Source organism: Cyclobacterium sp. 1_MG-2023 (genome assembly GCF_030546805.1).
Lineage (GTDB): Bacteria > Bacteroidota > Bacteroidia > Cytophagales > Cyclobacteriaceae > Cyclobacterium.
On the sequence record NZ_JAUOPC010000028.1, the window covers coordinates 1 to 25,979 of the forward strand.

At 36.2% G+C, this 25,979-nt stretch carries 18 protein-coding genes and 1 tRNA gene; 4 read left to right on the forward strand and 15 right to left on the reverse strand.

What is annotated here, in order from left to right:
- Positions 1-186: 186 nt before the first annotated feature.
- A tRNA-Asp gene (locus tag Q4534_RS23445) sits at positions 187-260 on the forward strand.
- A 271-nt stretch (positions 261-531) separates the two neighbouring features.
- Here Q4534_RS23445 and Q4534_RS23450 read toward each other — a convergent pair.
- From Q4534_RS23450 to Q4534_RS23465, 4 genes are all read right to left on the reverse strand, one after another.
- On the reverse strand, positions 532-1,776 hold the full coding sequence (locus Q4534_RS23450) for a dipeptidase (protein ID WP_303615596.1): 1,245 nt from the start codon (positions 1,774-1,776) through the stop codon (positions 532-534).
- Positions 1,777-1,912: 136 nt separating this feature from the next.
- Complete coding sequence (locus Q4534_RS23455) at positions 1,913-3,280, reverse strand: hypothetical protein (protein WP_303615597.1); 1,368 nt, start codon at positions 3,278-3,280, stop codon at positions 1,913-1,915.
- Positions 3,281-3,453: 173 nt separating this feature from the next.
- Positions 3,454-3,666 carry a DUF2945 domain-containing protein gene (locus Q4534_RS23460; RefSeq protein ID WP_303615598.1) on the reverse strand — a complete coding sequence of 71 codons (213 nt, stop codon included), beginning with the start codon at positions 3,664-3,666 and terminating at the stop codon, positions 3,454-3,456.
- Between the two features lie 137 nt (positions 3,667-3,803).
- Positions 3,804-5,933: a catalase gene (locus tag Q4534_RS23465; protein WP_303615599.1), complete on the reverse strand. Its 2,130-nt coding sequence runs from the start codon at positions 5,931-5,933 to the stop codon at positions 3,804-3,806.
- 584 nt (positions 5,934-6,517) lie between these two features.
- On the opposite strand from Q4534_RS23465, the gene Q4534_RS23470 reads away from it, so the two are divergent.
- Complete coding sequence (locus Q4534_RS23470) at positions 6,518-7,531, forward strand: DNA topoisomerase IB (RefSeq protein WP_303615600.1); 1,014 nt, start codon at positions 6,518-6,520, stop codon at positions 7,529-7,531.
- Positions 7,532-7,554: 23 nt separating this feature from the next.
- On the opposite strand, the gene Q4534_RS23475 is transcribed toward Q4534_RS23470, so the two are convergent.
- Complete coding sequence (locus tag Q4534_RS23475; protein ID WP_303615601.1) at positions 7,555-8,430, reverse strand: DUF808 domain-containing protein; 876 nt, start codon at positions 8,428-8,430, stop codon at positions 7,555-7,557.
- A 220-nt stretch (positions 8,431-8,650) separates the two neighbouring features.
- On the opposite strand from Q4534_RS23475, the gene Q4534_RS23480 reads away from it, so the two are divergent.
- Positions 8,651-8,812: a DUF1328 domain-containing protein gene (locus Q4534_RS23480; RefSeq protein ID WP_303615602.1), complete on the forward strand. Its 162-nt coding sequence runs from the start codon at positions 8,651-8,653 to the stop codon at positions 8,810-8,812.
- 548 nt (positions 8,813-9,360) lie between these two features.
- A complete protein-coding gene (locus Q4534_RS23485) occupies positions 9,361-9,888 on the forward strand; it encodes a DUF421 domain-containing protein (RefSeq protein ID WP_303615603.1) in 528 nt (175 codons plus the stop codon).
- Between the two features lie 399 nt (positions 9,889-10,287).
- On the opposite strand, the gene Q4534_RS23490 is transcribed toward Q4534_RS23485, so the two are convergent.
- The 10 genes from Q4534_RS23490 to Q4534_RS23535 all read right to left on the reverse strand — a co-directional run bounded on the left by Q4534_RS23490 (position 10,288) and on the right by Q4534_RS23535 (position 25,684).
- Positions 10,288-11,844, reverse strand: a complete 1,557-nt coding sequence (locus Q4534_RS23490) for an endonuclease/exonuclease/phosphatase family protein (RefSeq protein ID WP_303615613.1) — start codon at positions 11,842-11,844, stop codon at positions 10,288-10,290.
- Positions 11,845-12,291: 447 nt separating this feature from the next.
- Positions 12,292-13,902, reverse strand: a complete 1,611-nt coding sequence (locus Q4534_RS23495) for a RagB/SusD family nutrient uptake outer membrane protein (protein WP_303615604.1) — start codon at positions 13,900-13,902, stop codon at positions 12,292-12,294.
- Between the two features lie 17 nt (positions 13,903-13,919).
- Positions 13,920-17,234 carry a TonB-dependent receptor gene (locus Q4534_RS23500; RefSeq protein WP_303615605.1) on the reverse strand — a complete coding sequence of 1,105 codons (3,315 nt, stop codon included), beginning with the start codon at positions 17,232-17,234 and terminating at the stop codon, positions 13,920-13,922.
- A gap of 125 nt (positions 17,235-17,359) precedes the next feature.
- Positions 17,360-18,424, reverse strand: coding sequence for a FecR family protein (locus Q4534_RS23505; protein ID WP_303615606.1), 1,065 nt, complete (start codon positions 18,422-18,424; stop codon positions 17,360-17,362).
- A gap of 34 nt (positions 18,425-18,458) precedes the next feature.
- Positions 18,459-19,106, reverse strand: coding sequence for an RNA polymerase sigma factor (locus tag Q4534_RS23510; RefSeq protein ID WP_303615607.1), 648 nt, complete (start codon positions 19,104-19,106; stop codon positions 18,459-18,461).
- A gap of 666 nt (positions 19,107-19,772) precedes the next feature.
- Positions 19,773-20,228: a PA2169 family four-helix-bundle protein gene (locus Q4534_RS23515; protein ID WP_303615608.1), complete on the reverse strand. Its 456-nt coding sequence runs from the start codon at positions 20,226-20,228 to the stop codon at positions 19,773-19,775.
- A 321-nt stretch (positions 20,229-20,549) separates the two neighbouring features.
- Entirely contained in the window at positions 20,550-23,084 is a 2,535-nt protein-coding gene (locus Q4534_RS23520; RefSeq protein ID WP_303615609.1) for a PAS domain-containing protein, read from the reverse strand.
- 126 nt (positions 23,085-23,210) lie between these two features.
- Complete coding sequence (locus Q4534_RS23525) at positions 23,211-23,660, reverse strand: response regulator (RefSeq protein WP_303615610.1); 450 nt, start codon at positions 23,658-23,660, stop codon at positions 23,211-23,213.
- Positions 23,661-23,975: 315 nt separating this feature from the next.
- Positions 23,976-24,479, reverse strand: a complete 504-nt coding sequence (locus Q4534_RS23530) for a pyridoxamine 5'-phosphate oxidase family protein (RefSeq protein WP_303615611.1) — start codon at positions 24,477-24,479, stop codon at positions 23,976-23,978.
- 176 nt (positions 24,480-24,655) lie between these two features.
- On the reverse strand, positions 24,656-25,684 hold the full coding sequence (locus Q4534_RS23535; RefSeq protein ID WP_303615612.1) for an AraC family transcriptional regulator: 1,029 nt from the start codon (positions 25,682-25,684) through the stop codon (positions 24,656-24,658).
- Positions 25,685-25,979 lie beyond the last annotated feature (295 nt).

Sequence of the window (25,979 nt, forward strand, 5' to 3'; positions counted from 1 at the left end):
TCGAAACTTAAAGAATTAAAAATATTGGAGTGGTAGTTCAGCTGGTTAGAATGTCCCGATTCATCGGGAAGGTCGCCAGTTCGAAACTTAAAGAATTAAAAATATTGGAGTGGTAGTTCAGCTGGTTAGAATGTCCCGATTCATCGGGAAGGTCGCCGGTTCGAAACTTAAAGAATTAAAAATATTGGAGTGGTAGTTCAGCTGGTTAGAATGCCTGCCTGTCACGCAGGAGGTCGCGGGTTCGAGTCCCGTCCATTCCGCTTAAAAGCCTTGGGTTTCCAAGGCTTTTTGTATTTAAACCGCAAAAGATTTTATTAAAACTATTGAAAAACCTGAGTGGTAGTTCAGCTGGTTAGAATGTCCCGACTCGTCGTCGGGAAGGTCGCGGGTTCGAAGCCTTGGGTTTCCAAGGCTTTTTTTGTTTAAAACGTAAAAGAATTTATTTTATTAAAACTCCCTAGGCATTTCTTTGGGAATGTTGTTTCCAAGGAATGCTTAGGGAGTTCACTGTGACCTACTGTATTTCTATTATTAGTCTCCCGTAACTTCTTTAATCACACGGAGCCAGTTTAAGCCGAGAATTTTTTTGATTCGTTGATCAGTATAACCCAGCCTTTGTAGCGCCATAGTGATTTGTGGATAATCGCTGATGTCCTTAATTTCACGTGGCAATTCAGGACCTCCATCCAAATCACAGCCAAGAGCCATATGGTCCTCCCCTACTAAATTAACACCATAGTCAATTACTTTGGCCAACTGGTCTACATGCATCCAATATTCATCAGGAATGGTGCCATCGAAAACCAAGGGAACCTCTTTCATTACAGCCTTGTCTACCTCTTCAATTGTATTCATGGAGGTGGATTGCTTCACTGATTCCGGTGTAGTTTCTTTAGGTGCTGTTTGCCATGCCCAATATTTAGGGTTGTTAAACAAACTTCCAAAGTGAATGCCAATTACGCCCCCTTTTGCCGCAATCGCTTTCGCTGCTTCGTCAGTAATACATCGTGGATGAGCCACGATACTATAAAATCCTCCATGGCTGTAGACTATAGGATGCTTACTTGCCTCAGCAGTTTGTAGTATTGCGTCATTAGATGCATGGGCAATGTTAATGATCATGCCAAGACTATTCATTTCTGAAATAATCGTTTTCCCAAGTTCATTTATCCCTCCCCATCTACTAACGTCATTACAGGTGTCAATAAATGCATTCGTGGTATTGTGTGCGGTGAGCTGCATTGACCTAAGCCCTAAGCGATATAAAGCGCGTAGGAGGTTAATATCACCATCCAAATCAAAGGCTCCTTCTAAATCCAAGAAAGCAGCCATTTTGCCTTTCTTATTGATACGCTTAATATCAGAAGCATTCAACGCCAATTCAATAACAGAATCATTGTTTTTGATCTGGTCTAAAGCGAGGTTTATCACTCGAAAGGTGTTTTTAGTCTCAAACCTTCCAGGATAATAGTGTTCAGGTGTATAAACTGAGAAAAACATAGCATCCAAGCCTCCTTCTATAGCTCTAGGAAGATCAACGGTTCCGTCAGAATATCTTTGACCAATGTCCGTTTTCATCAACAACTCACGGGTCATTACATGAACATGTCCATCCATCACAAATGCTTTGCGATGCAATTTAGGCATTGGTTTACCCTGAGGGGTCAATGGTATATTATTATCATTTTTCGGAGCAGCTAATATGGAATTTAGTGGCAAAACACTTCCTGCTATGGGCAGTAATGTTAAGCCCTTAATAAGGTCACGACGTTTCATTGTTTATGCGTTTTTTTAATATAAACTTTATTTTTCAATAGTATTATCAGAACTTTGGATTAAACCTACAAAGTCCCACTTCCTCACAAGTTCTGGCAATTAACCAAAATTGGATCTCTTGAGGTGCTGTAAACACCTATTCATCAAAACCTCGTATATAAGGGCGACTTGGTGGCCTCTCACCCGTGTTAAACTGTGGGCCTCGTTTCATGCGGTACGTCATGTTCATAAATGGCGTTTCGATGCGTCTACCTACAGGGGAGTAAATACCATTTTCCCAGTTTGATTCCACATAGTGATTGGTAATACCAGTAGACAAAAGAAGACGTTCTGCGTTGAAAGGTTCTTTATTGGTCACCATCATTTCTGTAATCCAGTGAGGTTGTGCATTTGAGGCATGATACTGGTCAAAAGGACCAGCCCAACCAAGCATGGAGATTACCGTCGGCTCATTTTCCCCTTCAATCTCTCCAGCAAAGGTCCAACCGACATCTTTACCAGAAATTACAGCTCCTTTCGTTCCATCATTGTATTCTACGATACAAATGTTGGCTCGTTGGTTTTCCTGAAAGTGTCCAGGCTTCAGTTCAAATTGTTTCGCCACAGCAGCAAGCAGTTTTCCGGCCCAGGGATTGCGCTCAACCCATTCCCAAGTTTCTGTACCTCGGATAGACTGAACTGATTTAACACCCGTCTCGCCTCCTTTACGGCGCTCCACAAATGCCTGCAGAACATCAATGCTATGAAAAATACCACCCTCATCAGACGCCCCTCCGACAACAATTGAATGTTTTAAAGGCGTGTCATTGTCAAGTTCTATACTAGGCGTGCGATAATAAAGAGGAATGGAGGATCCCCCTGTCAATGGGAAATTAAGCTCTCTGGATTTGTCAAACATCCATTTGGCTTCATCCCAATCATATGAGAGGTGTTTGTCATTAAATACAGGTACGGCGCGCTTACTCTTTTCAAAAACCCGCACTACTTGTTGGAAAATTCTCCAGCGCGGTAGGAGCCATCGGCCTTTGAGATCTTTTGGATAATCACCATGTTCGGCGACAATGACGACACCATCTACTGCCAACTCCTTGCCTCCGAGAGTTACTGCTTCACCCACTGTCTTAAATATTGGAATGCCTTTGGCTTTTGCTACTTTCTGACCCAATACGCTTTCATCGTGTTGATCTAAGTAAATGGCGACAACTTCGACCCGAGACTTGGTATATGCCCCTTGCCACCAATAGCCATCAATTAACTTGGTTGCTATCCAATCAGCATGAGACCTTGTGGCACCCCAATAACTAACGAGAACTGCTATACGAGGCCGGCTCTGTGATTGCTGTGCTATTGAACTAATTGGAAAACCGACCAAAGCTGTTAATCCGGCCACACCAGCCATCCCAAGCATTTCGCGCCGGGTAATCAGGGGTTTTGCCTCCGAGGCATCTATAGTAGGTATTGAATTTACTGTCGTATTTTGAATTTCGACTTCTTTTTTTGACATAACGTTTAAAATTTCAGTGGTTAGGGTGAAATAGGTAATACTTTCATAAACGTTAAATCTAAACAAATAATTTAATATAGGTTTTATTTACCAATTCATTGAAGCAATGAAGACTTTGGTTCACGGCCTTATTTTCTTTTATCATTTTGCCCTATTTGTATCAATTACAGGGTTTAGTGTAACTTTTTTAACGCTTTCTCTTTATGGGCTGCGATGTGATCCGTCTTGCTACTTTTTATTTCATACTGAGGTTCTTCCATGCTGGCATGATGCGTATACCCTTTGTAATCAAAATCTGCAGTATGTACTTTAATAATTGTCCCGGATACATATCCTGCATGAGAGTTCCAGGTAACTTCGTCTCCTATTTTGAATTTATGTTTCATTTTAAAAATATCTTAATCAGCACCATTCATGTCTTTATAAATAGCAAAATTTCCTGAATTGTCATTTCCAATTTGAATTCAAATGGAAATACCCTTCAGGAAACTTTGCCTTTATTGTCTTTTAAACCTCAAATGAATTAGACAGGAACCCCCTCAACTTTCTTCATTCGATCCCAATTTCTATGCTTGGCAATTGCCTCAATAAAGACCTCTGCTTCAGTATTGATTAGCACAGCTTTATCGTCTTTAAAATCTTTCACATAGGTTTCGTCCAAAAACATTTCCCCTTCGTTGTCTGCAGCAATGGCCTTGCAGTGTTTTAAAGCCTCATTTATGAACTTTTTAAACTTGGCAGCTTTCAACAAAGCATCAATAGAGGATTGTCCTCCCGGAATATAGACAGCATCGTACAGCACACTTTCAGTTGTGTTGATACTGGCTGCCACAGGATGATCCATACCAGCGTCACATTTTATTGTGCCTCCGTGAGGGGCAACTATCATACAAATAGCATTTTCGGCCTCTAAAACCGACTTCATTTGTTTAAAATCGTCCATTTTAAAACCGTCAGCGGCTAAAAAAGCAATTTTACGTGTAGCAATACTATCAAATTTGGTATTTGCCTGACTCAATGCAGCTGATTTGTCAAGGTAGATTTTTTTAGGTCCGGGTTGATAATCTGCAACATTAACATCAGCACCTATCGCTTGATTTATCGGTTCCTCAATTTTATCCGGGACACTAAGTCCTAAATTACCTGCAACTTCATCAGCCAATTCATTGTCAATTTGTGAAATCATCCATAGCATTCTTTCCTGAATATGCTTATGATTACATTTCCCCAATTCAAAAGAATAGGCATTGGCAACATGACTTTTTTCCCACTCAGCCAAACTTCTGTAGAAAAGGGCTGGCTGTGAAAAGAAATCATTGAAACTTTCGCTTCTGGCTCTAATTTTTTTCCCATCTATTTTTTCTTCATGTGAAGAAAATGCTCCCTCTGCTATCTTGGATAAATGAGGACATCCGCCTCCAAGTGTATTTGGGAAATAGGCCGTTTGACCTTTCGGAATTTCAGTCTGCATATGCCCATCTCGCTGATTATGGTGAGTTTTGGCCAGTGGCTGGTTGATAGGAATTTGATGAAAATTGGGACTTCCCAGTCTGGAAAGCTGAGTGTCACGATAAGAGAATAATCGACCTTGAAGCAAGGGATCATTCGTAAAATCAATTCCAGGAACAATATTTCCCGGCAAAAAGGCTACTTGCTCCGTTTCGGCGAAGAAGTTCTCTGGGTTTCTATTCAGGGTCATTTTTCCAATCACCTTAACGGGAACCATCTCCTCAGGAATCAATTTGGTGGCATCCAGCAAATCAAAATCAAATTTGTGTTCATCTGCTTCAGGCACAATTTGCACCCCTAACTCCCATTCAGGAAATTGGCCGGAATCAATGGCTTCCCAAAGGTCTCTTCTGTGGAAATCAGAGTCTGCCCCACTTATTTTTGTGGCCTCATCCCAGGTTACTGAATGAACTCCTAATAGCGGCTTCCAGTGAAACTTAACAAAATGCGACTCCCCTTTTTCATTGACCAAACGGTAAGAGTGAATCCCAAAACCTTCCATCATTCGAAAACTTCTCGGTATGGCTCTATCGCTCATTACCCAAATCTGATTGTGTAAGGTTTCTGGAGTAAGGGAAATGAAATCATAAAAGGTATCATGAGCCGAGGCAGCCTGAGGTATCTCTTTATTAGGCTCAGGCTTCACTGCATGTATCAAGTCCGGAAACTTCATGGCATCCTGAATAAAGAAAATCGGCATATTATTGCCCACCAGATCCCATGTTCCTTCCTCTGTATAAAATTTTACTGCAAAACCACGTACGTCCCTTGCAAGGTCTGTAGAACCTTTAGAACCGGCAACTGTAGAAAATCTTACAAAAACAGGTGTTTTTCTACCGGTATCTGTAAAGATGCCTGCTTTAGAATATTGGCTGATACTATCGTATAATTCAAAGTAACCGTGGGCACCACTCCCCCTAGCATGAACGATACGTTCTGGAATACGTTCATGATCAAAACTGGTAATCTTCTCCCTAAGAATAAAGTCTTCTAAGAGTGAAGATCCTCTTGCGCCGGCTTTTAATGAATTATTGGTATCGTTGACTTTAACTCCCTGCCTGGTGGTTAATTCCTGATCTTTCGGGTCGACTGTAAACTGCTTAAGTTGAGCTGATTTTGAGTGTTTTTCTTCTTCATTTTTCATATTAAAAATTTTATAGGGTTGATTTAATTGATTAGATCAGGAAAATTTACACTAAGCTTCACCTGCTGCTATTTACCTTTTTTCAATAGGGCTATTTCGCCGTTGGTATAAATTAAAGAAGCCTCAGTTTATCCTGTTCATAATTCTTCTCAGGTATTTGACAAAATTTACTATGATCTTTTATACTTTTCCATTAGGAATAAATCAAATCTAATAGAGATAATAGAATAACAATAGCTCAAAAAAATCAATATTTAGCTCTATTAATTAATGCGTATAGATAATGCGGAATTTATTTTAATTTAATTCTTGAAGACAAGTTTTTGAGCATTAATAGACAAATGTATTCCTCTATACTTTTGGACCTATTATCTCTACCATTCCTTCACAAGTTTAAGTCATCCTTTTTATAAGTGGTCACTATTTGAGGATATAAAAAATTGACAATTAAATTAACGAATAGTGAAGATTGCAATATGGCTTATTCAAACAAAAGAGCCCATTATCTGTTCTATCTTCCAAAATCATACTATTATTTTTCAACTAGCGGTTCAATCTAATGCCCCTAGGAAGTTAAGCTAATAATGAAAGCCATAAGAGAAATTGATGATTCTGCCCTCTGCATTTACAGAAAAAAATGGGCAAGAGGATTTAGGTACCTAAATGAGGACGGGAAACCAATTAAAGACAAACAAACGTTAAAGCGCTTGAAAAATTTGGTCATACCTCCAATGTGGACTGATGTTAAGATTTGCCGGTTTGAAGAAGGACATATTCAAGCTACCGGAAGGGACAAAAAAGGTCGTAAACAGTACATTTACCATAGCATATATGAGCAAAAATGTCAACTGGAGAAATTTAACAGGTTGATTAATTTTGCGAAAGCATTACCGGCCATCAGAAAAAAATCTTACCGAGCAATCCAGTCTAAAGAATGGACCAAGGAAAAAGTATTGGGACTAATGATATTGATCTTGGATGGATATGGCATAAGAATAGGAAACAAGTATTACCAAGAGAACAACGACACCACAGGTTTAACAACTTTGCGAAGAAAGCATATGAAGATTGAAGGCGAAGGAATTACCTTCCACTACAACGGTAAAAGCAATATCGATCGAAGTGTGATGATCGACGATCCTGAGCTTATTTCATTGATTAAAGATGCCGCAGATTTGCCGGGTTATGAGATTTTCAGATACAAAGATGAAAATGGTGGTTTTCAGTCTGTTGATAGTGATGAAGTAAATGAATACCTTGCTAATAATATGTGTGCTGAATATTCAAGTAAATATTTTCGCACTTGGGCTGCATGCCGCTTAGCCATTGAGTATTACCCAAAGGCCCTAGAAGAAAAACAAAAAAGCACACGAAAAAAATTCAGTAATATATTGGTAAAAATGGTTGCTTCAGAGCTTGGAAATACCCCCAGTGTATGTAGAAATTATTACATTCATCCAGCCATTTTGGAGAAAATTGAATCCAAAAACCTGCCACAGCCTAACCCGTTTAAAGAAAGTACAAGCACCAATGCTCTTTCTCGTGAGGAAAAATTAGCATTACAAATCATTGAAATGGCATCCGATGTAAGCAAGTAATTCAACGGAAATAAAGGCAATATTTATCTCTTAACATTTCTCCAGATACTTAAGACGGCGGATACAACTATAAAAACCACGGCACCAACAGCCAAACCAATTAAAAATTCTTTTAATATAGCTGGAAATTCAGGCAACAAATGATGGAAAAAGTCAATATTATGGGAAAATATACCGCCTGCAACTAACATTAAGGCAATGGTCCCAATTATTGATAAGCCTCTGATTACAATGGGTAGCGCATTTACCAAAAATCTACCAAAATAGTCTGAAACACTATTATCCTCCTCAGTAAGATTGATCAACTTTAAACCAAAATCATCCATCCTAACTATTACTGCAACGATTCCATATACACCGACAGTTGCCAATAAGGCGATTAATGAAACAACTAAAATCTGCACCCAAATTACCTCTTGAATCACGGTACCCAAGGCTATGATCACAATTTCAACAGAAAGAATAAAATCAGTGAAAATCGCGGACTTAATTTTATTTTTTTCACTCGCCAACACTTCCTCCTCGGTAAGTTTTTTATGTTCAATCTCTGTTTTATGATGTTTATTGCCGGACAAAAATTCATAAACTTTTTCAGCACCTTCATAGGCTAGGTAGAGTCCTCCCAGCAATAATACCATTGTAATGACTTTAGGTAAAAATGCACTCAACAAAAAGGCTGCAGGGAGAATAATGATTTTGTTTTTCAATGAGCCCTTGGTGATTGCCCATAAAACGGGGATTTCTCTGGAAGCAACAAAACCGGAGGATTTTTCTGCATTCACTGCAAGGTCATCTCCCAATATTCCAGCAGTCTTTTTAGCTGCTACTTTACTCATGGTGGCCACATCATCCATTAAGGTGGCGATGTCGTCCAATAATGCAAAAAAACCTGAAGCCATCTATTATCAGTTTAATATTTTATTTCAGAAAATTAAAATTTATCATGGTAACAAAGCGCCATAATCAAGCCAATAATTATCTTAATTGTTCAATTTTGGATCGAAAATATAAAGCCTTAATCAATTTCCATCATTAAAGGCAAATAATTATTCATTTGAGCACTTTCAAAGAAGATTATCAGGCTAACTTTATTCAAAAATAAAAACAAACGAATAAATTATGGTTAAATGGACAATCATATTCTTACTTTTAGCAATCCTTGCCGCAATGTATGGTTTTGGTGGCCTAGCTGAAGGAGCCTCGGAAGTTGCTAAAGCATTCTGTTTTATTTTTCTAGGTATGGTAATCTTCTCAATCTTTGTGAATTATAAAAGGATTTAGACGAAAATAGGCAGATGGCTTTTTGAGGAGTTTTCAATCTCATTAATCAAATGCTTTAGGGACCAAAGCATCGCATCCTTAAGGCGAAACAACATGACATAAACCAGGTATAAAATATCTAGAAAGCCAACTTAGAAGCAATTTCACCAATTAATCACAGACTATTCCTAAATTACCTTATCAATCTATACAACGGATCAAGCACTTATACATTAAACCCCAAATAGGAATTAGACCTTATTCGATTCAAAATCAGCCAATCGTTGCTGTTTTCAACCTTGCCTATTGGCAGATACGATACCACAGTGATGTTGTGCTAAAATTTCCAAACAGCCTGCTATTCTTTCGGTTACAACACTAAACCCGAATCCTATTGTATAACCAGGGTTAAACTTTTATTATTCGATCAAATCGATAATAATGAAAGGCTTTATTTATACCTTTAGTAATACCCTGAAATTGAGGGTAGTTTTGAGAATACAAGAGACTCAAAAAAAACACCAAGCATCAATTTTATTCTATTTAATGTTTTACCTAACCCAAATAACATGGAAAAACTATTCGAAACTTCTTGGGAATCTGTCGCAGTTATTTTTGTAACCGCATTAGGAATCTATTTATCGGTAATTCTATTAACAAGAATCAGTGGAAAGAGAAGCTTTTCAAAAATGTCAAGCTTTGATTTCGCAATGACTGTTGCTGTAGGTTCAATAATTGCCACAACTATTTTATCTTCCTCAGTTAATTTAATCGATGGAATCTTCGGTTTAGTGGTCGTGTATTTGCTTCAAATAACTATTGCGATAGGTAGAAGAAACAAAATTATAGAAAGCTTGGTAGACAATACCCCTCTCTTACTAATGGATGGTCCTAAAATTCTTGATCAAAACTTAAGAAAAGCCAGGGTATCTGAAAGTGACCTCAGATCAAAATTAAGGGAGGCCAATGTCATACAGCTAAGTCAAGTAAAAGCCGTTGTTTTTGAAACTACCGGAGATATTTCTGTCCTACATGCCACTGAGGAACAAGATTTAGATATATGGCTAATGAAAGATGTGAAACGGTCTTCAATTTAAATTTTTAGCGCTTCTTTTACTAGTACTAATTTTAAACATATAATATAATTAATCTCACTATCAAAAAGTATTCGCTATTCAAGAATTGGTTCAAGTTAAAATGCTAAATTATCTCTTTAGAAAGTCATTTAATGAAAAAAAAAGATAATACAATCCATTACGCACCCTGACTATTAATTTATCTTATTTCATATTAATATTTTTATTATATATCAAAATTAACTTAAAGCTTTTTCTTCATATGTGGCAGTTATACAATTTCAATTGTTTAAAAAAACAGGTGCTTTTCAATTAGTGCCTGCTTCTAAAATTCATATATAAAGATTCATCCAGTTTTCAAATATTTTAATTAGTAACTTAGAAAGAAAAAGACCTATTTATTACATTTCCACAAAAAATTTATTTTTGGGTTAATTTAGATTGCCATTCAAAAACGGAAATTACTGCTGCATGATCGGAAGGAAACATTACTGGATGATAATCGATAACTCTGGATTCAATTGGTTTTAAAGGTCCTCGATAATAGATATAATCGATCCGGTCGCGTAAACCATAAAGATTAGTGGAATTCGCTGCTATGGGTGTCCATGTGACGCCTGGGCTTTGCAAAGCATCTATATGAATTGACCTAAAACTATCTTTAAAACCGGCATCAATAACTCTTTTGCTGACAGGCCATTCAACAACATATCCATAGTGGAGTTCCTTGGTATTTTCTGTCCAATCTAGATGTGAGCCACTATTGAAATCACCGACAAAAAACACCGGGGTCTCCTCTTTGAATTTTTTAGCTTCAACTCCTTTTAAAATAGCTTGCAATTGGGCAAACCTTGTATCTCTTTCTCCTTCAATTAATTCATCTACGCTAAATTTACCCTCCCTAACATTAATAGAGTAACGAGGTAGGTGGTACAACCAAGTATCCAACATGACAATTTCTTTTCCATTACCGGCATCCAGCACAGCTCCTCCAAAATTAAATGGCTGAAAGGCTTGAATGGTTTCTTTTATAGGAAACCTACTCATAATACTCAAGTTACTACTGATGAGGTAATAATAATAGCCTAGAGAGTCTGCAATAATTTCTCCAGAACCGTATGTTTCTATTAAACCTACCACATCAGGACGGGCATCTCTTATCGTTTCGATAACCCTATTCAGCCCAACATGCTTACCGAATCGCCTTCCACCATGCCAAATATTCCAAGTCATTACCCTTATTGGGCTATTTAACACTGGAACAAAATCCGGATTTCGATATTTAGCATACTCATGACTTATTTGTTCAGCATTCCATTTAACAGCCTGTATCCTAACTTCATCAACATAACCATTAAAAGCTGTCCATTGGCCTGATGTCCCATATTCCCAATAAGAATCACTACCTCCTATAGTGGTCCCAAATGTACTTTCAAGGCTTCCTAAGGAATTTATTTGGTAAATCCCTACGTTTTTACCATCATAATAAAACCAAACTTCTTCTTTATCTCTGTCTAGGGTAAAAGCTAGATGATGCCAAGACCCGTCATTGATGGTTTGCCGATCAGTAGGTTCATATTCAATAGTTTTACGTCCATCATTTAATCGCACACCCCAAGATCCATTGGGTCTAGAATAAATGGCCCAACCCTTCCCATCAACTTCTTCTCCTCCCACATTTCCCAAAATAATCGTACCTACTGGTGCATTGGTTTTGGTACGAACCCATATTTGTGCTGATAAATCATCTAATGAATCTTTGGTCATGGTATAATTATCACCCAAAACCACTGGGCGGCGTAAAGAAGCATCCTCAGACAAATCCAAGGCCCTACCCGATATTCCTGCTGCATATTGGGGACGAAAATTTTGCATCGTATATTTGACGCTATCAGGAGAAACAAAGGAAAACAGGCTCTCATCGTTATTTTCAAATCCAGTATAAAAAGTACTAGATTGACCATGCCCAAAAGACACTATCAAAAATGTGAAGATTAACCCAAAAAGGCTTTTTATTAAGTGTGAGAACTTTTGTTTTAATTTAGGCATAAATTCAATTCTTAAATTATAATTCCAATATCAGCTTAGGGTAGAGGACAAAATTAAATCACTACATATTTTTTGAAGTAATAAAAAGTATAATTAGGACTGAACAATTAGTTGTTTATCCATTATCTTCTCATTCTCTCAATTAACTAAAGGTTATAATCCATATTTTTAAAATATTTTCCTTAGTGGATTATAAAATTGTGGTAAGGGTAGAAAAATATCCAATCAAACATCAAAGATGATTGATTGGATACATACCTTCAATTGACTCAAACTGCAGCTATTTTTCAGGATGTATTCATTCAAGTTCAACTGATTTTTTCTTGTTTCACTTTAAATCCACCCTTTACAATTTTTATGACAAATGATTAAGTTTCAATCATAACCTGGATTTTGCTCTAAAACAGCATTTGTATTTGCATCAATTACATCTTGTGGAATGGGGAATAAATTATGAAAAGGTTTAATGGTTGGTTCCGAAACCGGATTATGTTTAACTACTCTCTCATAAAGTAAACCCAACCTAGATAAAGTTAATCTACGCGGCTCTTCAATTAAAAGCTCTCGCGCTCTTTCATCAAGAACATAATCAATATTGACATCAGATGGAACAACAGGGCTAGCTTGTGCCCTGGTCCTGACGACATTTATGTCTGCTGCAGCATTTGTCAAGTCACTTTTGGCAAGATAGGCTTCTGCTCTTAGCAAATAAGTTTCAGCCAACCTGATGGCATAAATATCAGTAAACATCCTCCCACTGGTATCATAACCCTGAGGATGGCCATAAGGGTTGGAGGCTTTTTTTACCCATACATGATAATTTCTATTTAGCCATTCAGGCCTTGGTTCGATGGGCTGACCAAACTGTTTCGATTCAGGGTTGTTATTATAAAATACCCGTTGCATATTATAACTGGAATTCCTGATATCGTTGTCATAATCAGATTCCCACAATGTTGTTTCTACCAAAGGACCTGGAGTGAAAAAACCTACGCCCCGACCCAAAGTGTCGGCAGGAAGAATAGCATTTAGTCCTTCATCATCCTTCAGAAACTGAATATAAGGTCCCCAAGTTCTTTCAATCACATACTTGCCATTGTCTCCACCTGGAACACCATATTCCATTTGCCAAACTAAAATGGACTCATTATTACCTGCTGACCGGTTTTGATTTCCTATTCGGAATAAATCCCAAAACACATCGCCTGGTTGATTGGAATAAGTACCGAATCTAGCATTCATAAGTTCATATTGTCCATCATCAATTATTCTAGTCGAAGCTTCAATTGATTTGTCAAATTCTCCTGTTGATAGATAGGTTTCTGCTAAAACATGGTCAGCGGCAGCTTTAGATAGGCGACCATTACCGGGATTAGTCTTTGGCAAATGACTGGATGAAAATGAAAGATCTTCTATCATTAATTTCAAAATTTCTGATTTTGGTGCCCTTACATAATCAAATTTTGGAGAAGTAATTTCCTCTGTCACCAATGGGACATCCCCATATAAATGAACCAAAAATCTATAAGCGTAAGCCCTGAAAAATTTTGCCTCTGCACCTATTTCCTGTTTTTCCTCATCTGTTAAGGAAGAAGTTTCAAGTCGGGATATAATCAAATTAGCATCTTTAATAATGCTATAAAGCTGGTTCCAATATTCTCCTACGATTACAGTTGAAGAGTTTATTAAATCATAATCCCCAAAATAAATTCGTTTTTCGTTGTACCAACCGAGATCTGTTCCTGCACCGTAGATTACTGTTACCGCATAATCTCCTTGGTAGTAAGCCTCAGAAGTTCTTAAGCTGCGACCTAACCTGTAAAGGTTTGCTAAAGCTGATTCAAATCCACCTTTGTTAATAAAAGCAGTTTCAGGTGTCACAAATCCATAAGGAGTTTCGTCCAAATAACTATCTTCGGTACATGATAAAGCCAGTCCGAATATCATGAAGACAAAACTGTAAAGTATTTTATTTAAATATTTCATTTCTATGTTTTTTTACCTTAAAATTTGAAGTCAAACCCAATCGTAAAACTTTTCATGAGTGGAAATCCCCCTCTCATAACGGTTGCATTTTCAGGATCATACCCTCCCCAATTTGTGAAAGTGACAAGATTTTTTGCACTTGCAAACAACTTCAAGCTATTGAATTCACCCAATACACCTTCATTAAAAATATAAGAGAAACTGATGTCTTGTATTCGAACAAAACTTCTATCTTCAAGAATTAATGTGGGCACGGTGGGGTAGTAATTAATTTTCGAATATAGATTTGACGGACGGCTAGGAGTCCAATAAGGAACGTTTTGAAGGTTGAATCTTTCTGCATAGGAGGTTGACAATCTTCCAACACTTCTAGTGGCCATATTATCCCCAAGATAAGATCCATTCCCACCTTGAATAGAATTGACCAATACGTATAAACCGAAATTATTATATTTAAATGTATTTGAAATGCTAAATGAATAATTTGGCATTGTATTGCCTAGAATGGTTCTGTCTTCAGGCGTTATTTTACCATCTTCGTTAAGGTCTATCAACCTAAAATCCCCAGGGGTAAAACCAGGCAAAAGTTCATCTTCCAACTGGTATATTCCATCCACTTTATAGCCAAAAAGAGTATTTATTGGTTCATCTATGAACCAATTGTTACTAATATCATCATCTTCGACTCCATCTCCATTTACATCTGCTCCAGTAAGTTTTACTATTTTATTGCGGTTAAGCCAAAACAAAAATGAGCTCTCCCAACTCAATCCAGATTTATTGTTTTTTAAATTCAATGTATGTACTGATAGCTCAAATCCTTTGTTTTGTACTTCCCCTACATTTGTGAATACTGAATTGAAACCTGAGGTGCTGGGTAGCGACCTTCTTAGTAACAGATCCTCGGTATTTGAAGAGTATATATCGATGCTTCCGCTTACTTTGTTTGCCAAAATACTAAAATCTACTCCAAAGTTTTTGGACTTTGTGGTTTCCCAAGTCAAATTATTATTCGCCATAGATGCGGTATAAATTGCAGTTGTTGTCTGATCGAATAAATATTGATCAGAGCTCATCCTTGCCAATGACTGGTATCTTCCTACGGCTTGGTTTCCATTTTTACCGTAAGAAAGTCTTACTTTAAGATTATCAAGCCAATTTAAATTCGAAAAGAATTTCTCATTACTTGCTGTCCAGGCAAAAGCTGCAGAAGGAAATGTAGCGTACTTGTTTCCTTGAGAAAAACCTGAAAATCCATCCTTCCTTGCTGTTATTGTTAGGGCATATTTATCTAAATAACTGTAGTTAACCCGACCCATATAAGCCACACTGTTTTGGTTTTCAAAATTTGAAGCAATTTGTTGAATCTGTGCAATCGAAAGATTGTCGTATCCCGTTGATTGGGTAAAGAAATCTCTCCCCATTAAGCTAGAATAATCCAATTGGCTATATTCTCGGCTGTAGAGAAATGTCATGTTAATTGAGTGATCTATGTTCAATACCTTTTGATAATTTATAATATTATCAATAGTCCAATCATGACTTTCAGTTATGGCTTTTGACCCAATTCCATTGGCATTTATACTTGCACTGGTAGATTGGTTGTCTAGGTATTGTCCTTGTTTAGCAATTCTAAGATTTGAGGAAGCATTCATCGTCCATTTCAACCCAGGTACAAAAGGTACTTCCATGGCACTTGAAAAAAGCCCCCATAATGACGTTTGTTTGTCATAATCTTTAATTGTAGTATTAATTAAAGGATTGATTCCTAATGGATCGCCAACCGGGTGAAAAGCATAACCTCCCGGTCCATTAATATCATAAACATTCCCGTAGGGACTTTGATCAGGTGCTTGCTCAAAATTAGCTGGGACCCCTGACATGTCTCTTGTTGAAAACATAGACTTAACTGAAATGGTGAGCCAATCTGTTATGTGATTGGAAAGGTTTAGATTAACCGACATTCTTTTAAAATCATCATTCAGTACAATTCCGTTTTGTTTGAAATAATTTGTAGAAATGAAGTAGTTAGTATTTTGTGATTTTCCAGAAACACCCAATTGATAATTATTAGTAACTCCAGTTCTCGTTACCAAATCCATCCAGTCAGTCGTCTTGCCATTTCTTAAATTTTCTACTTCTCCTACAGTCAAATAGTCTTCAATATTTGCCATATCAGCATCTAGCCCTTGTGATTCTCTAAAATCAAGCACCTTTTGGAGATAACCAGGACCATCCAATACTTCAATAATTCGATCCGGAGTTTGTATTCCAGTGTAGGAGTTAAAATTAAACTGAGGTTTTTCAGTCATTCCGGTTTTGGTAGTAATAATAATTACGCCATTTGCTGCTCTTGAACCGTAAACAGCTGCTGCACTTGCATCTTTAAGTATATCAATTGATTCAACGGTTGTTGTATTGATATCAGAAAGACTCCCTTTATAAATTACACCATCAACCACGATCAAAGGACTGGAGCTTGCAGAAATAGAATTAACACCTCTTATTGTCATCTCCAATTCTTTCCCTGGTCTATCTGAAGAAGTAATATTTAGTCCCGAAACCTGCCCCTGTAAAGATTGGAGGATGCTATAATTCGGAAGATCTTCTGTTTTTTCTGTAGTGACTCTGGCTACAGAACCTGTTACATCACTTTTTTTCTGCATTCCATAACCTACCAAAACAAACTCGTCTAAAGAAGCCGTATCTTCAGTCAAAACTACATCGATTACACTTTTGTCATTTATTGGTATTTTTTGCGTCTCAAAGCCAATAAAAGAAAAAACCAAATTCGACCCTTCTGGAACAGATATCGAATATTTCCCGTCTAAATCTGTAGTAGTACCAGTAGTTGTTCCTGGTAATAAAATGGTCACCCCAGGAATTGGCTCACCATTAGCGTCCTTTACTGTCCCTGTAATAGTTACATCTGCCAAATCTGCGATTTCTATCGCTTGATCTAATATACCAGAAGACAATTTCACATGGATATTGTCATTTATCTGAACAAAATGAAGGTCTGTCTGCAGAGAAACGGAAGCCAATAATTTGTAAAGGCTAAGGTTGTCTCCTTCTACTGATACCTTTTTCTTTAGGTCTATAAGATCATGATCGTAAGTAAATTCAAAATCAGTTTTATTTTCTATTAATCGGAAAAATCTTGAGAGAGTTTTTTCATCAAGATCAATTGAAAGTTTTACATCTTCAATGGTCTTACGCTGTGCGTTACCAGTGTTGGCCATAATAATAGTGCACATAAAAAGTTGCACTAGAAAGGCATATAATAATCTTTTTGACAGCATTATAAGTTGTCTTAGTACGTTTTTTTCCATATTATTGTTTAGTTTAAGTTATATGACTTAGATGATGACCTTAAGGAGTTGTGAGAGGCTACTAAGGTCTGATCAAGGCAAGATCTCTTTCCATTCAGGATCGAAATCTTGCCTTTTTTTTGCTATTATTTTTTCAATGTCTCTTCATGTTTTATGGGGTTGGTGATGATTACATTTTTATCTTTAATCTGATAGTTGAGTCCTGAGGATAAAAATATTCCACTCAAAACATTTTCCAGATTTTCGTCTTTGTATATGCCTGAGTAGGTCATTTTTGGATTGATTTCTCCGTGTATTTTGATCTTTATTCCAAACCAGTTTTCCACTTTTTCCTTGACTTCAAGGAAGGAATTTCTCTTAAAGACCAATACCTTATCTTTCCACCCAGTAATATACAAGGGGTCAAAAGTGGTTTTGAGAATTTCCCCTTGGTTGTCTCTCGTTATCATTTCAGAGGGCTCAAGAGACATTTGTTGTCCTATACCGTCCTTTATTTTCACTTTGCCAGTAACCAAGGCAACTGACAAAGCCCCGTTTTTTCCTTGGTTAACATTAAAGGATGTTCCAAGCACAATTATTTTGGTTTGTCCTGTTTCTACTACAAAAGGTCTTGCTTCCTTTTGAACTTTAAAAAAAGCTTCTCCAGATAGTTTAACTACTCTTAAGCTATCATCAAATTCAGAAAAGTAGCTAATTTCACTTGCTGAATTAAGGTATACTTTCGAACCATCTGAAAGGGTCAAAACTGACTTTTTACCAGCAGGGTTAGACCTTTTTATAATGGCTGGCTTATAGGTATTTGATTCGGAAGTATTGTGAGGTTGTATCGCCATCTTAAAAATTATCCCAAAGCAAAAACACAATAATAAACTTGCCGCGATACCTCGCCACGGGAAATTGAATTTTTTAAATTCAATTTCCCTATTTATCTTTTTCAAATCTTTAACATTCTCTGCTTTTAAAATATTTTCAAAAGCTTCGATATAACGACCATCATCCATTTCAGCCTTATCCTGATAGTGGATTGAATTGATCATGGTGACCGCTTGCATTACGATCTCTCGTTTTTCTGGGTGTTGCTCCAACCACTTTTGCCAAAAGTGTCGATTATTCTCATTTGGATATTTTACCCATTGGATAAAAAAATCATCCATTATGAAGTCCTCAATATTGTAATCTTTATATTTCATATTTCGTGGATTTATTTCCACTTATTAAATTATTCTACTTTTTATTCCTGATTAGCACCTTTAATGTATCCAAAGCTCGATAAATGATTTTACGTGCAGACCTAACATCACTAAATTCCATCACTTCGGCAATCTCCTTATAATTCATCCCCTCTTCAATTAACAGTAAGACTGCCTGCCGCTGTCTGGAAGTAAGTTGATTCATTGCATATTGAATCTTTCGTTTCATCTCAATGTCATATTCCTGTTGTATGAGCTTTGTTTCATGGCAAATTTCTATGGGGAAAATTCGTTCATTATAATCCCATGAACTATGAATAGATTGCTTTTCGCTTTTAACCATTCGAAGCACTTCCCTTTGCATTATTTTAAATAAATAAGCTCGAATACTGTTCACCTTTGTCAAATCCCCTCTCTTACTCCTTAAATAAATAAAAATATTTTGGATACAATCTTGAAGAATATTCTTATCCTTAGAAAACTGCCATCCATATTGAAACAATGCTGGCGCATATACCCTGTAGATATAATTAAAGGCAGTTTCATTACCTTTGTTAAATGCTTTCCATATATCCCTATCTGCACTATTTTCATATTTTTTATCAGACTCAGATAGCTTGATTGAAGAGATAGTTGGATCCTCAGTATGTTGTGGCTTTTGCATCTTTGGTGCGAATGTCATTTATGACCGTTTAATTAAGTAGAGGGACTAAGGTGGATTTCGCCCCCAAAAAATTTTAATTTAATTTTTGAGAGGCATAAATGTTTATAGAAACAAACTAAACCAATTATATAGTTTTAAGACTATTTCGAAAGGTATTTAAGTGGGCTTTTAAGATTTAACTCTGGGTAATAACTTTTAAAGAAGTTTTTGTTAGCTAGGATGCTGTTAATTGAAAAAATAATAATGCCAAAACTTGGGAATAATTCTATTTAGGGTCTTTCGTACCTCACCCTTTAAATTGTCTTAATTCTAAGTACTTATCTTATAATAATGTATAAAAAAAACAGGCAAGCTTATCGCTATACCTGATTGACCGAAAAATTAAAATGTAATTAAGAATTTATTAACCTAGCATTATTGATAAGTATACTACTTTTTGCACTTCCAAAGTGGGTTAAAAAGCAATTTCAACAGTAGATAGAATACCTGATACCTATCTATACAACTGACCAATCATTCCTATCTTAAATTACTGGTTTTATTAGTCATAATAAGATGAAAAAATCTATTTAGGAATCATTGTTTGTTATTTTAAATATAGGAATAGATCGTTTTTACAAACACTTTTTACAGTAGGGTTCTTACGACTTCCTTTCTGAACGGATTAAATATGATTTTCACCTATTAATCCCCCAATTTCTGCTTTATTGATTTAACTTGAATAATGTCGGTTCTTATTTTAATCAAATGGTTTTGTATGATTTGACTCAACATTATTGGCAAATGTTCTGCTTTCATTAACTCTTCATATTCCTCAAGCGCTGCCGATTCCCCACGAATGACATTCTCCAATAAAAACAAATCGTCTTTCCCTGCAACAAATGATTTTGCATCCATCCATGTTCGTTCTATTGCCCCCTTATAGGTCCCATTATTCGAAAGTTCACCATAGTTGGCATCAACTTCTCTTTTTAGCCTAAGATTAAAATCTTTCCGCTCATTTGATCTTTTGAGGAAAAGTTCTTTTAGTTCAGGATCTTCCGCATTTTCTGCTGCTGTGTTGTATCCTTTCTCCGCATCTTTGTTCTTTTCTAAAATTTCATCGATTTGTTGGATGAGTTTATTATCTTCTATATTCATGATTTTTAACTTAAATGTTCAGTTGTTTTGCATATAATTTAAGCGAAAATTATACCGTACATTGACTGGAATAAATATTTTTTGGACTTTAAACCCTTATCTCTATTAAACATTATAATAAATAGGAATTTTACCTGCTAATCAAAATGCTTAATCTTTTGTTTTTTAGCTAATTACAACAATCTAATATCCCTTCCAATAAAAATAACTTTAGATCTCAGGCAATATATTAAGGGATATAAAAGATCAAAAAATTACTTTTATTCGGCGAAAAGAGTGAAATGCAGTACCAGAAATAACTACCAATTAATTTAGAAATCTTCAACTATGCTTAGATGGGAAAATTATTTTAAAAGTTGCTCCTTCTCCTTCTATGCTCTCTGCATTTACTAGCCCACAATGATTATTGATTACTTTTTTCACTATTGCCAAGCCAATTCCTGTACCTTCATATTCATGCTTGGCATGAAGTCTCTGAAAAACTTCGAAAATTTTATTTTCCATACCTTGAGGAAATCCAATGCCATTATCGCTTATTAAAAATTCAAAGTATTTTTTGTTATGATTTAGGTTCATAAGTTGAACTTGGCTTTCTTCAACTTCAGTAGCTGAAATTAAAATTTCCGGTCGGCTATCTTTTTTTGAAAACTTGATCGCATTACTTATCAAGTTTGAAAAAACTTGCCTCATTTGAAAAAATATCGCTTCTGCCATCGGTAAATCTTTTACAGTTATTATAGCCTCAGATTCTTCAATTGTTGGGGCCATGTCTTCTAAGACCTGATCAATCACCTCATTAAAATCAATCAATTCATATTTTGTGATATCGTCATTGGACCTCGAAAACGATAACAAATCGTCGATCAATGTCCTCATTCTACCTGCCGCATAGGTGATCTTATCAAAATAACCTTTGCCTTTCGTACTAAACTTACTATACTCCTTTTCCAAAATTAATGAGCTATACATCTGTATTTTTCTCAAAGGTTCCTGAAGATCATGGCTTGACACGTAGGCAAAAGATTGAAGCTCCTCATTCGCCTGCTTTAATTTGACTACTGAATCTTTTAGCTTTTCATTGGCATCGAGCAATAAGTTTGTTCTTAATGTCACTTGATTTTCCAGTTCTTTAGCAAAACCCTCCAGTCGCTTGCTGTACAATACTTGGTCGGTCACATCTGTGGCTGTAACAATGACTCCTGAAATCGTTGCATCTAAATCAGATAGAGGAATATAATGGTAGTCCAGATAGAATTCTTTACTGATACCGTCATTTACAATTTCAACCTTTGAAGACTTGTCTCTTATTGCCACACCAGTATTCAACACTTGCAAAAGTTCGGAAGGGTATTTCTGATTTTTTAGTTCTGGAAAAACAGCCAATAAGGGTTTACCAATAACCTCTTCCCTTGTCCTTCCCCATAAATGGTTCAACATTCTATTGTTGGCCAATTCTATTTTAAAATCTTTACCTCTTAATATAGCCATGGCAACAGGGGAATGTTGCATGTGATTGCGGAATTGTCTTTCATTTTCAGCCAATTCATTTTTAGACTCCACTATATCTGTAACCTCATTGACCACCATCATGACCTCTTTTACTTCTCCTTCCAATATTTGAATAGGGTGGATAATAAAGTTAAAATAGGCACTTTTCAACTTCCCCTTTCTCGGTAAGCTTATTTGGTATTCAGTTCCTCGTACTGATTCTCTTTTTAAAAAAACTTGCTTATAGAAGTTTTCTAAAGTTTCTTTTAATTCAGGAATACTTTCAAATAGCTTTTTACCTATAAATTCCTCTGATTCCCTTTTTAAAAAACTAAGCAATGAATTATTAGCCATTTTCGCAACCAATTCGCTGCCCTCAAAAATGGCTATCCCTACCGGTGCCTCGTATACAATATTGCGAAAGTTTTGTTCTTCTTTCTTAATTTTTTCATTGGCAAAAATCAACCTCTTTTCGTAGTTAACCTGTTCTGATACATCCTGCAATGTTCCAGTGATTCGATAAGGAGATTTAGGGTTCCTAAACCTTACTTTTCCTTGGGCTTGAACAATTCTGACCTCATTAGTTCTTGTGTTTCTGATCCCAAACCTCTCTATAAATCTTCCTTCCAGTCTTCCTGCCAATGATTTATTAATGGAAGAAGTTACCCTGTAGACATCTTCCGGCACAATGGTATCCATAGCTTGTTCCATAGAGATATTCATGCCTTTAGCAATTCCCATCCAATCCATTAACCTATCATTTCCGGTAAAAGAATTGGTTAGAGGATTATAATCCCATGTCCCTAGTTCCGCTGCATCAATTGCAAATGCTAATTGATTTTCACTTTCTTGCAACAGTTGTAAATTTCTAACTGCTTCCGTGGTTTCAATGCAGGTAATGGAAATCCCTACGGTTTCATCCTCTTCACCAATCAATACGCTATAACTAAACGTCCAGTACACTTCTTCCATTCTCCCATTGCGGAAAATAGAAACAAGCTGGTTTTCATGCCATGTAGCCTCTCCCGTTTTCCAAACATTTTCAGCTTCTTTTTTAAGCGTATGGACTAATTCTGGAAATGCATCTTCAAATTTTTCACCTAAAATAGCAGGGTGTTTACCTTGATTTCCAAGACTCGGTCTATAAGCATCATTGTAAAAGCAAAAAAATTCCTTACCCCAAAGAATAAACTTGGGGAAGGCTGTTTTTAACATATTGCTAACAGCCATTTTTAAAGATAGTGGCCAATCTTCCGGAACTCCTAAAGGATGTTTAGACCAATCATATACCTCAATGATCCTGCCCATTTCTCCCCCATTCTGCAAAAACTTCGGTCCTTTAGGAATATTTATTTCTCCTTTATTCATATTTCATCTAACAAGCTAACAGATCTCAAATTCATGTTATCCTAGATAAATTCAAAGCATTCTGTTATTTAAATCAATAATAGCCGGACTATGCCTAAACTAGGAAGAAAACACAGCTCGGGAAATTCATGCCTGCAAGACAAAATTATGTTTTTCGAGTGCTGAGCATGGGTCATTCCAATCTGTATCCAAAGTATTCTTCAATATATTTTGCATTTCTTCCTGATTGAAGGGCTTTTGGATATACGCATTGGCTCCAAGCTTATAGGAAAGCTCAATATCTGAACTATTATAAGAAGTTGAGAAAATAATTGTACAAATATCCTTAAGTCTATTAATAGACCGAATTTCTCTCAAACACTCAAATCCATTTTTTACAGGCATATTAAGGTCTAAAAATATAATATCCGGCAATTTAGAATTTATATTTTTCAGGTATTCCATAAGCTGATCACCTCCATTAAATACTCGTATGGGAATTTCAACATTTATTGTTTCAATGGTGTCCAAAAAAAACTCACAATCATCAGGGTCATCATCTGTTAATACAAGTAAGTTGTTCTTTAAATGTCTCATGTTTTTAGGCAGTTCTGTTTGGTTTTTCATTCAAATAATAACCGAGAAGCCGGATAGCATATAAAGTAAATAGCGAACAGCTAGGCTACTCAACAAAACAAAATCAAAAATGAGACCAAAACATGATAAAATGTATTTAAAATAATTAGATATTTCAAAAGAACCATACTAAACTGCCATTCATTAAACAATGCCTGGACACCATTCGTGAACCATTATATTCACCACGGATTACACTTCATTTAGGTAATCCGGCATTATTATTAATTCTTAAATAGTAAGACCTGAAGAGTAAATCAGGTCTTACTTTTTTGCTTATACGGTTAATTTACCGTTGAGCCGTGGTTCAGGATGAATGGCTGAAATTGATTCCTTACCCACTTTTATCAAATTAATTAACTCTCCTTTGGTTTTATCCCAATAATGGGCTTCTGTAGGCACCACCTTTATGGCCGTTAAATCCGGATCCCCGATACCATCAAACCAGATTCCATCAACCTTACTATCATAAAACCTTTCTAAAATCACACTTCCCTTATAAATTATGGCTTGGCCATAAACCGTTAAGAATTGCATATTCTTAGGGTTTGAATAAATCAGTTGCAAATTATTGTCTTCTATAATGTTTTTATTGTGGGTACTTTTTTCACTGCTCAGAAACCAAATACTACCGTTTTCGTCCACTTCCTTGGTCGTCATTGGAATAAAATGAGGAGGAAGAGATTTTAGGTTAGTACCCATAATAGCAAACCGAATGCTTTCAGCCAATTCTTTTAATTGGTCAATTGTTTTTTCTTCGAAAAATTTATCTCCACTCATAACTGTCTAATTTAATGTGTTGAACAATACCTATATCTCCTGAATAAATTCATTCTTGGTGATACTAAATGGCATTACTCCTTTATAATAAAAAGAAAAGCCATCTAATTAGTAACTAGATGGCTGACCTATGGTAATCTACCCGTTAAATAGTTGGTTTATATTATTGAGTATCATTAAGCAGATAAAGCCATCGATTGTTGTTTTTCTTTGTATTCTTTAGGGCTACAATTGTACTTTTGTCTAAATATTTTTGAAAAGTAACTTCTACTGGAAAATCCTACACTATATACAACCTGAGAAATGTTCATATCTGATGTTTTTATCAGTTCTTCTCCCTTTTCAACCCTAACGGATCTAATATAATCGCTAACGGTCGTTCCATGCATTCTTTTAAAGCCCTCCTGAAGTTTCCCTGGAGACAATCCGGCTTGTCGGCTCAACTCTGCAATACAGTGCGGTTTTTCAGGGCAATTTAGAATGGCTTTAGAAATGTCCCGAACGGCATTCATCTCCTTTAAAGTAAGGTTACCATTGTTTTGAGCATCTCGCTTTAAATCATCTGCATGTTGCTGAATTTCATAAGCCAAAATCATGTGAACCAACCCCTCAATCATTAAGCTCCTGACTATGCCTCTTTCCTGAATGGCTTCTAGTTGCTGTATTTTATCAGCAATTTTCAAATTATATGAACCGATATAAATCGAATTTTGAGAAGGCATTCCCATCAAAAACGATTTCTGAATTCTATAATTCAAGCTGTGTTTTTTAGGATTATCAGGATTTAATTCAGTATTCACTACAATCAATGTAATCTTAATGTGCTCATCCCTAGCAAATTCCAGTATGTTTTCTTCATATGCTTTATTGGTCAGTATGCTCGTTTGAAAATTCTCAAGCACTTTTTTTCCGGACTGACTCCCGAAACCATGGGTAACTTTACCTCTTAAACAATAGGCAAAGCAAATGGGTGGCCGTTCTGAAGATCCCACACGAAGGGTCAGGTCTTGAACAAATTTCACATCAAATTCCAGCAAGGATATGCCACTTTTAAAAGTAACACCTCGAATCTTCCCCCGACCAAATTCATTGTCAATATCCAAAATATGCTCTTTCACCTTCACACTTAGGGCTCCATTCATACTTTGGTGCAACTCTTCGAAAATGCTCTTAATAGCAGTAGATGTAAGCGTAATGGTTGTCATATAATTTATTAGAGTTAAACAATAAATACCTGAATACTAAACAATACAAGAGAAACCCACTTGTAATTATAGCACAACCCATATTTGATTGGTTTTAGCCTATTTCCAACTCTTCTTTGAGTTGTTAATCTTCCAAAATGGTTGTTTAACAAAGATCAACAACTCAAAGGCAATTTTGTTATATAACTTTGGGTTAAGATTGCAAAATTTTATGTTTACTGGCTATTTCGGTCTGACCATGCCAGTGATTTCGGTCAAACCGTGCCACTAAGAAAGATCATTTAAAGTAGGTTAA

What these genes read in the sequence shown, in the direction of transcription:
- Q4534_RS23510 (WP_303615607.1), bottom strand. Translation starts at nt 19,106, where the DNA reads ATGACATTCGCACCAAAGATGCAAAAGCCACAACATACTGAGGATCCA.
- Q4534_RS23500 (WP_303615605.1), bottom strand. Translation starts at nt 17,234, where the DNA reads ATGGAAAAAAACGTACTAAGACAACTTATAATGCTGTCAAAAAGATTA.
- Q4534_RS23475 (WP_303615601.1), bottom strand. Translation starts at nt 8,430, where the DNA reads ATGGCTTCAGGTTTTTTTGCATTATTGGACGACATCGCCACCTTAATG.
- Q4534_RS23450 (WP_303615596.1), bottom strand. Translation starts at nt 1,776, where the DNA reads ATGAAACGTCGTGACCTTATTAAGGGCTTAACATTACTGCCCATAGCA.
- Q4534_RS23520 (WP_303615609.1), bottom strand. Translation starts at nt 23,084, where the DNA reads ATGAATAAAGGAGAAATAAATATTCCTAAAGGACCGAAGTTTTTGCAG.
- Q4534_RS23480 (WP_303615602.1), top strand. Translation starts at nt 8,651, where the DNA reads ATGGTTAAATGGACAATCATATTCTTACTTTTAGCAATCCTTGCCGCA.
- Q4534_RS23505 (WP_303615606.1), bottom strand. Translation starts at nt 18,424, where the DNA reads ATGAAATATAAAGATTACAATATTGAGGACTTCATAATGGATGATTTT.
- Q4534_RS23455 (WP_303615597.1), bottom strand. Translation starts at nt 3,280, where the DNA reads ATGTCAAAAAAAGAAGTCGAAATTCAAAATACGACAGTAAATTCAATA.
- Q4534_RS23465 (WP_303615599.1), bottom strand. Translation starts at nt 5,933, where the DNA reads ATGAAAAATGAAGAAGAAAAACACTCAAAATCAGCTCAACTTAAGCAG.
- Q4534_RS23530 (WP_303615611.1), bottom strand. Translation starts at nt 24,479, where the DNA reads ATGAGTGGAGATAAATTTTTCGAAGAAAAAACAATTGACCAATTAAAA.
- Q4534_RS23515 (WP_303615608.1), bottom strand. Translation starts at nt 20,228, where the DNA reads ATGAATATAGAAGATAATAAACTCATCCAACAAATCGATGAAATTTTA.
- Q4534_RS23460 (WP_303615598.1), bottom strand. Translation starts at nt 3,666, where the DNA reads ATGAAACATAAATTCAAAATAGGAGACGAAGTTACCTGGAACTCTCAT.
- Q4534_RS23470 (WP_303615600.1), top strand. Translation starts at nt 6,518, where the DNA reads ATGAAAGCCATAAGAGAAATTGATGATTCTGCCCTCTGCATTTACAGA.
- Q4534_RS23525 (WP_303615610.1), bottom strand. Translation starts at nt 23,660, where the DNA reads ATGAGACATTTAAAGAACAACTTACTTGTATTAACAGATGATGACCCT.
- Q4534_RS23495 (WP_303615604.1), bottom strand. Translation starts at nt 13,902, where the DNA reads ATGAAATATTTAAATAAAATACTTTACAGTTTTGTCTTCATGATATTC.
- Q4534_RS23535 (WP_303615612.1), bottom strand. Translation starts at nt 25,684, where the DNA reads ATGACAACCATTACGCTTACATCTACTGCTATTAAGAGCATTTTCGAA.
- Q4534_RS23485 (WP_303615603.1), top strand. Translation starts at nt 9,361, where the DNA reads ATGGAAAAACTATTCGAAACTTCTTGGGAATCTGTCGCAGTTATTTTT.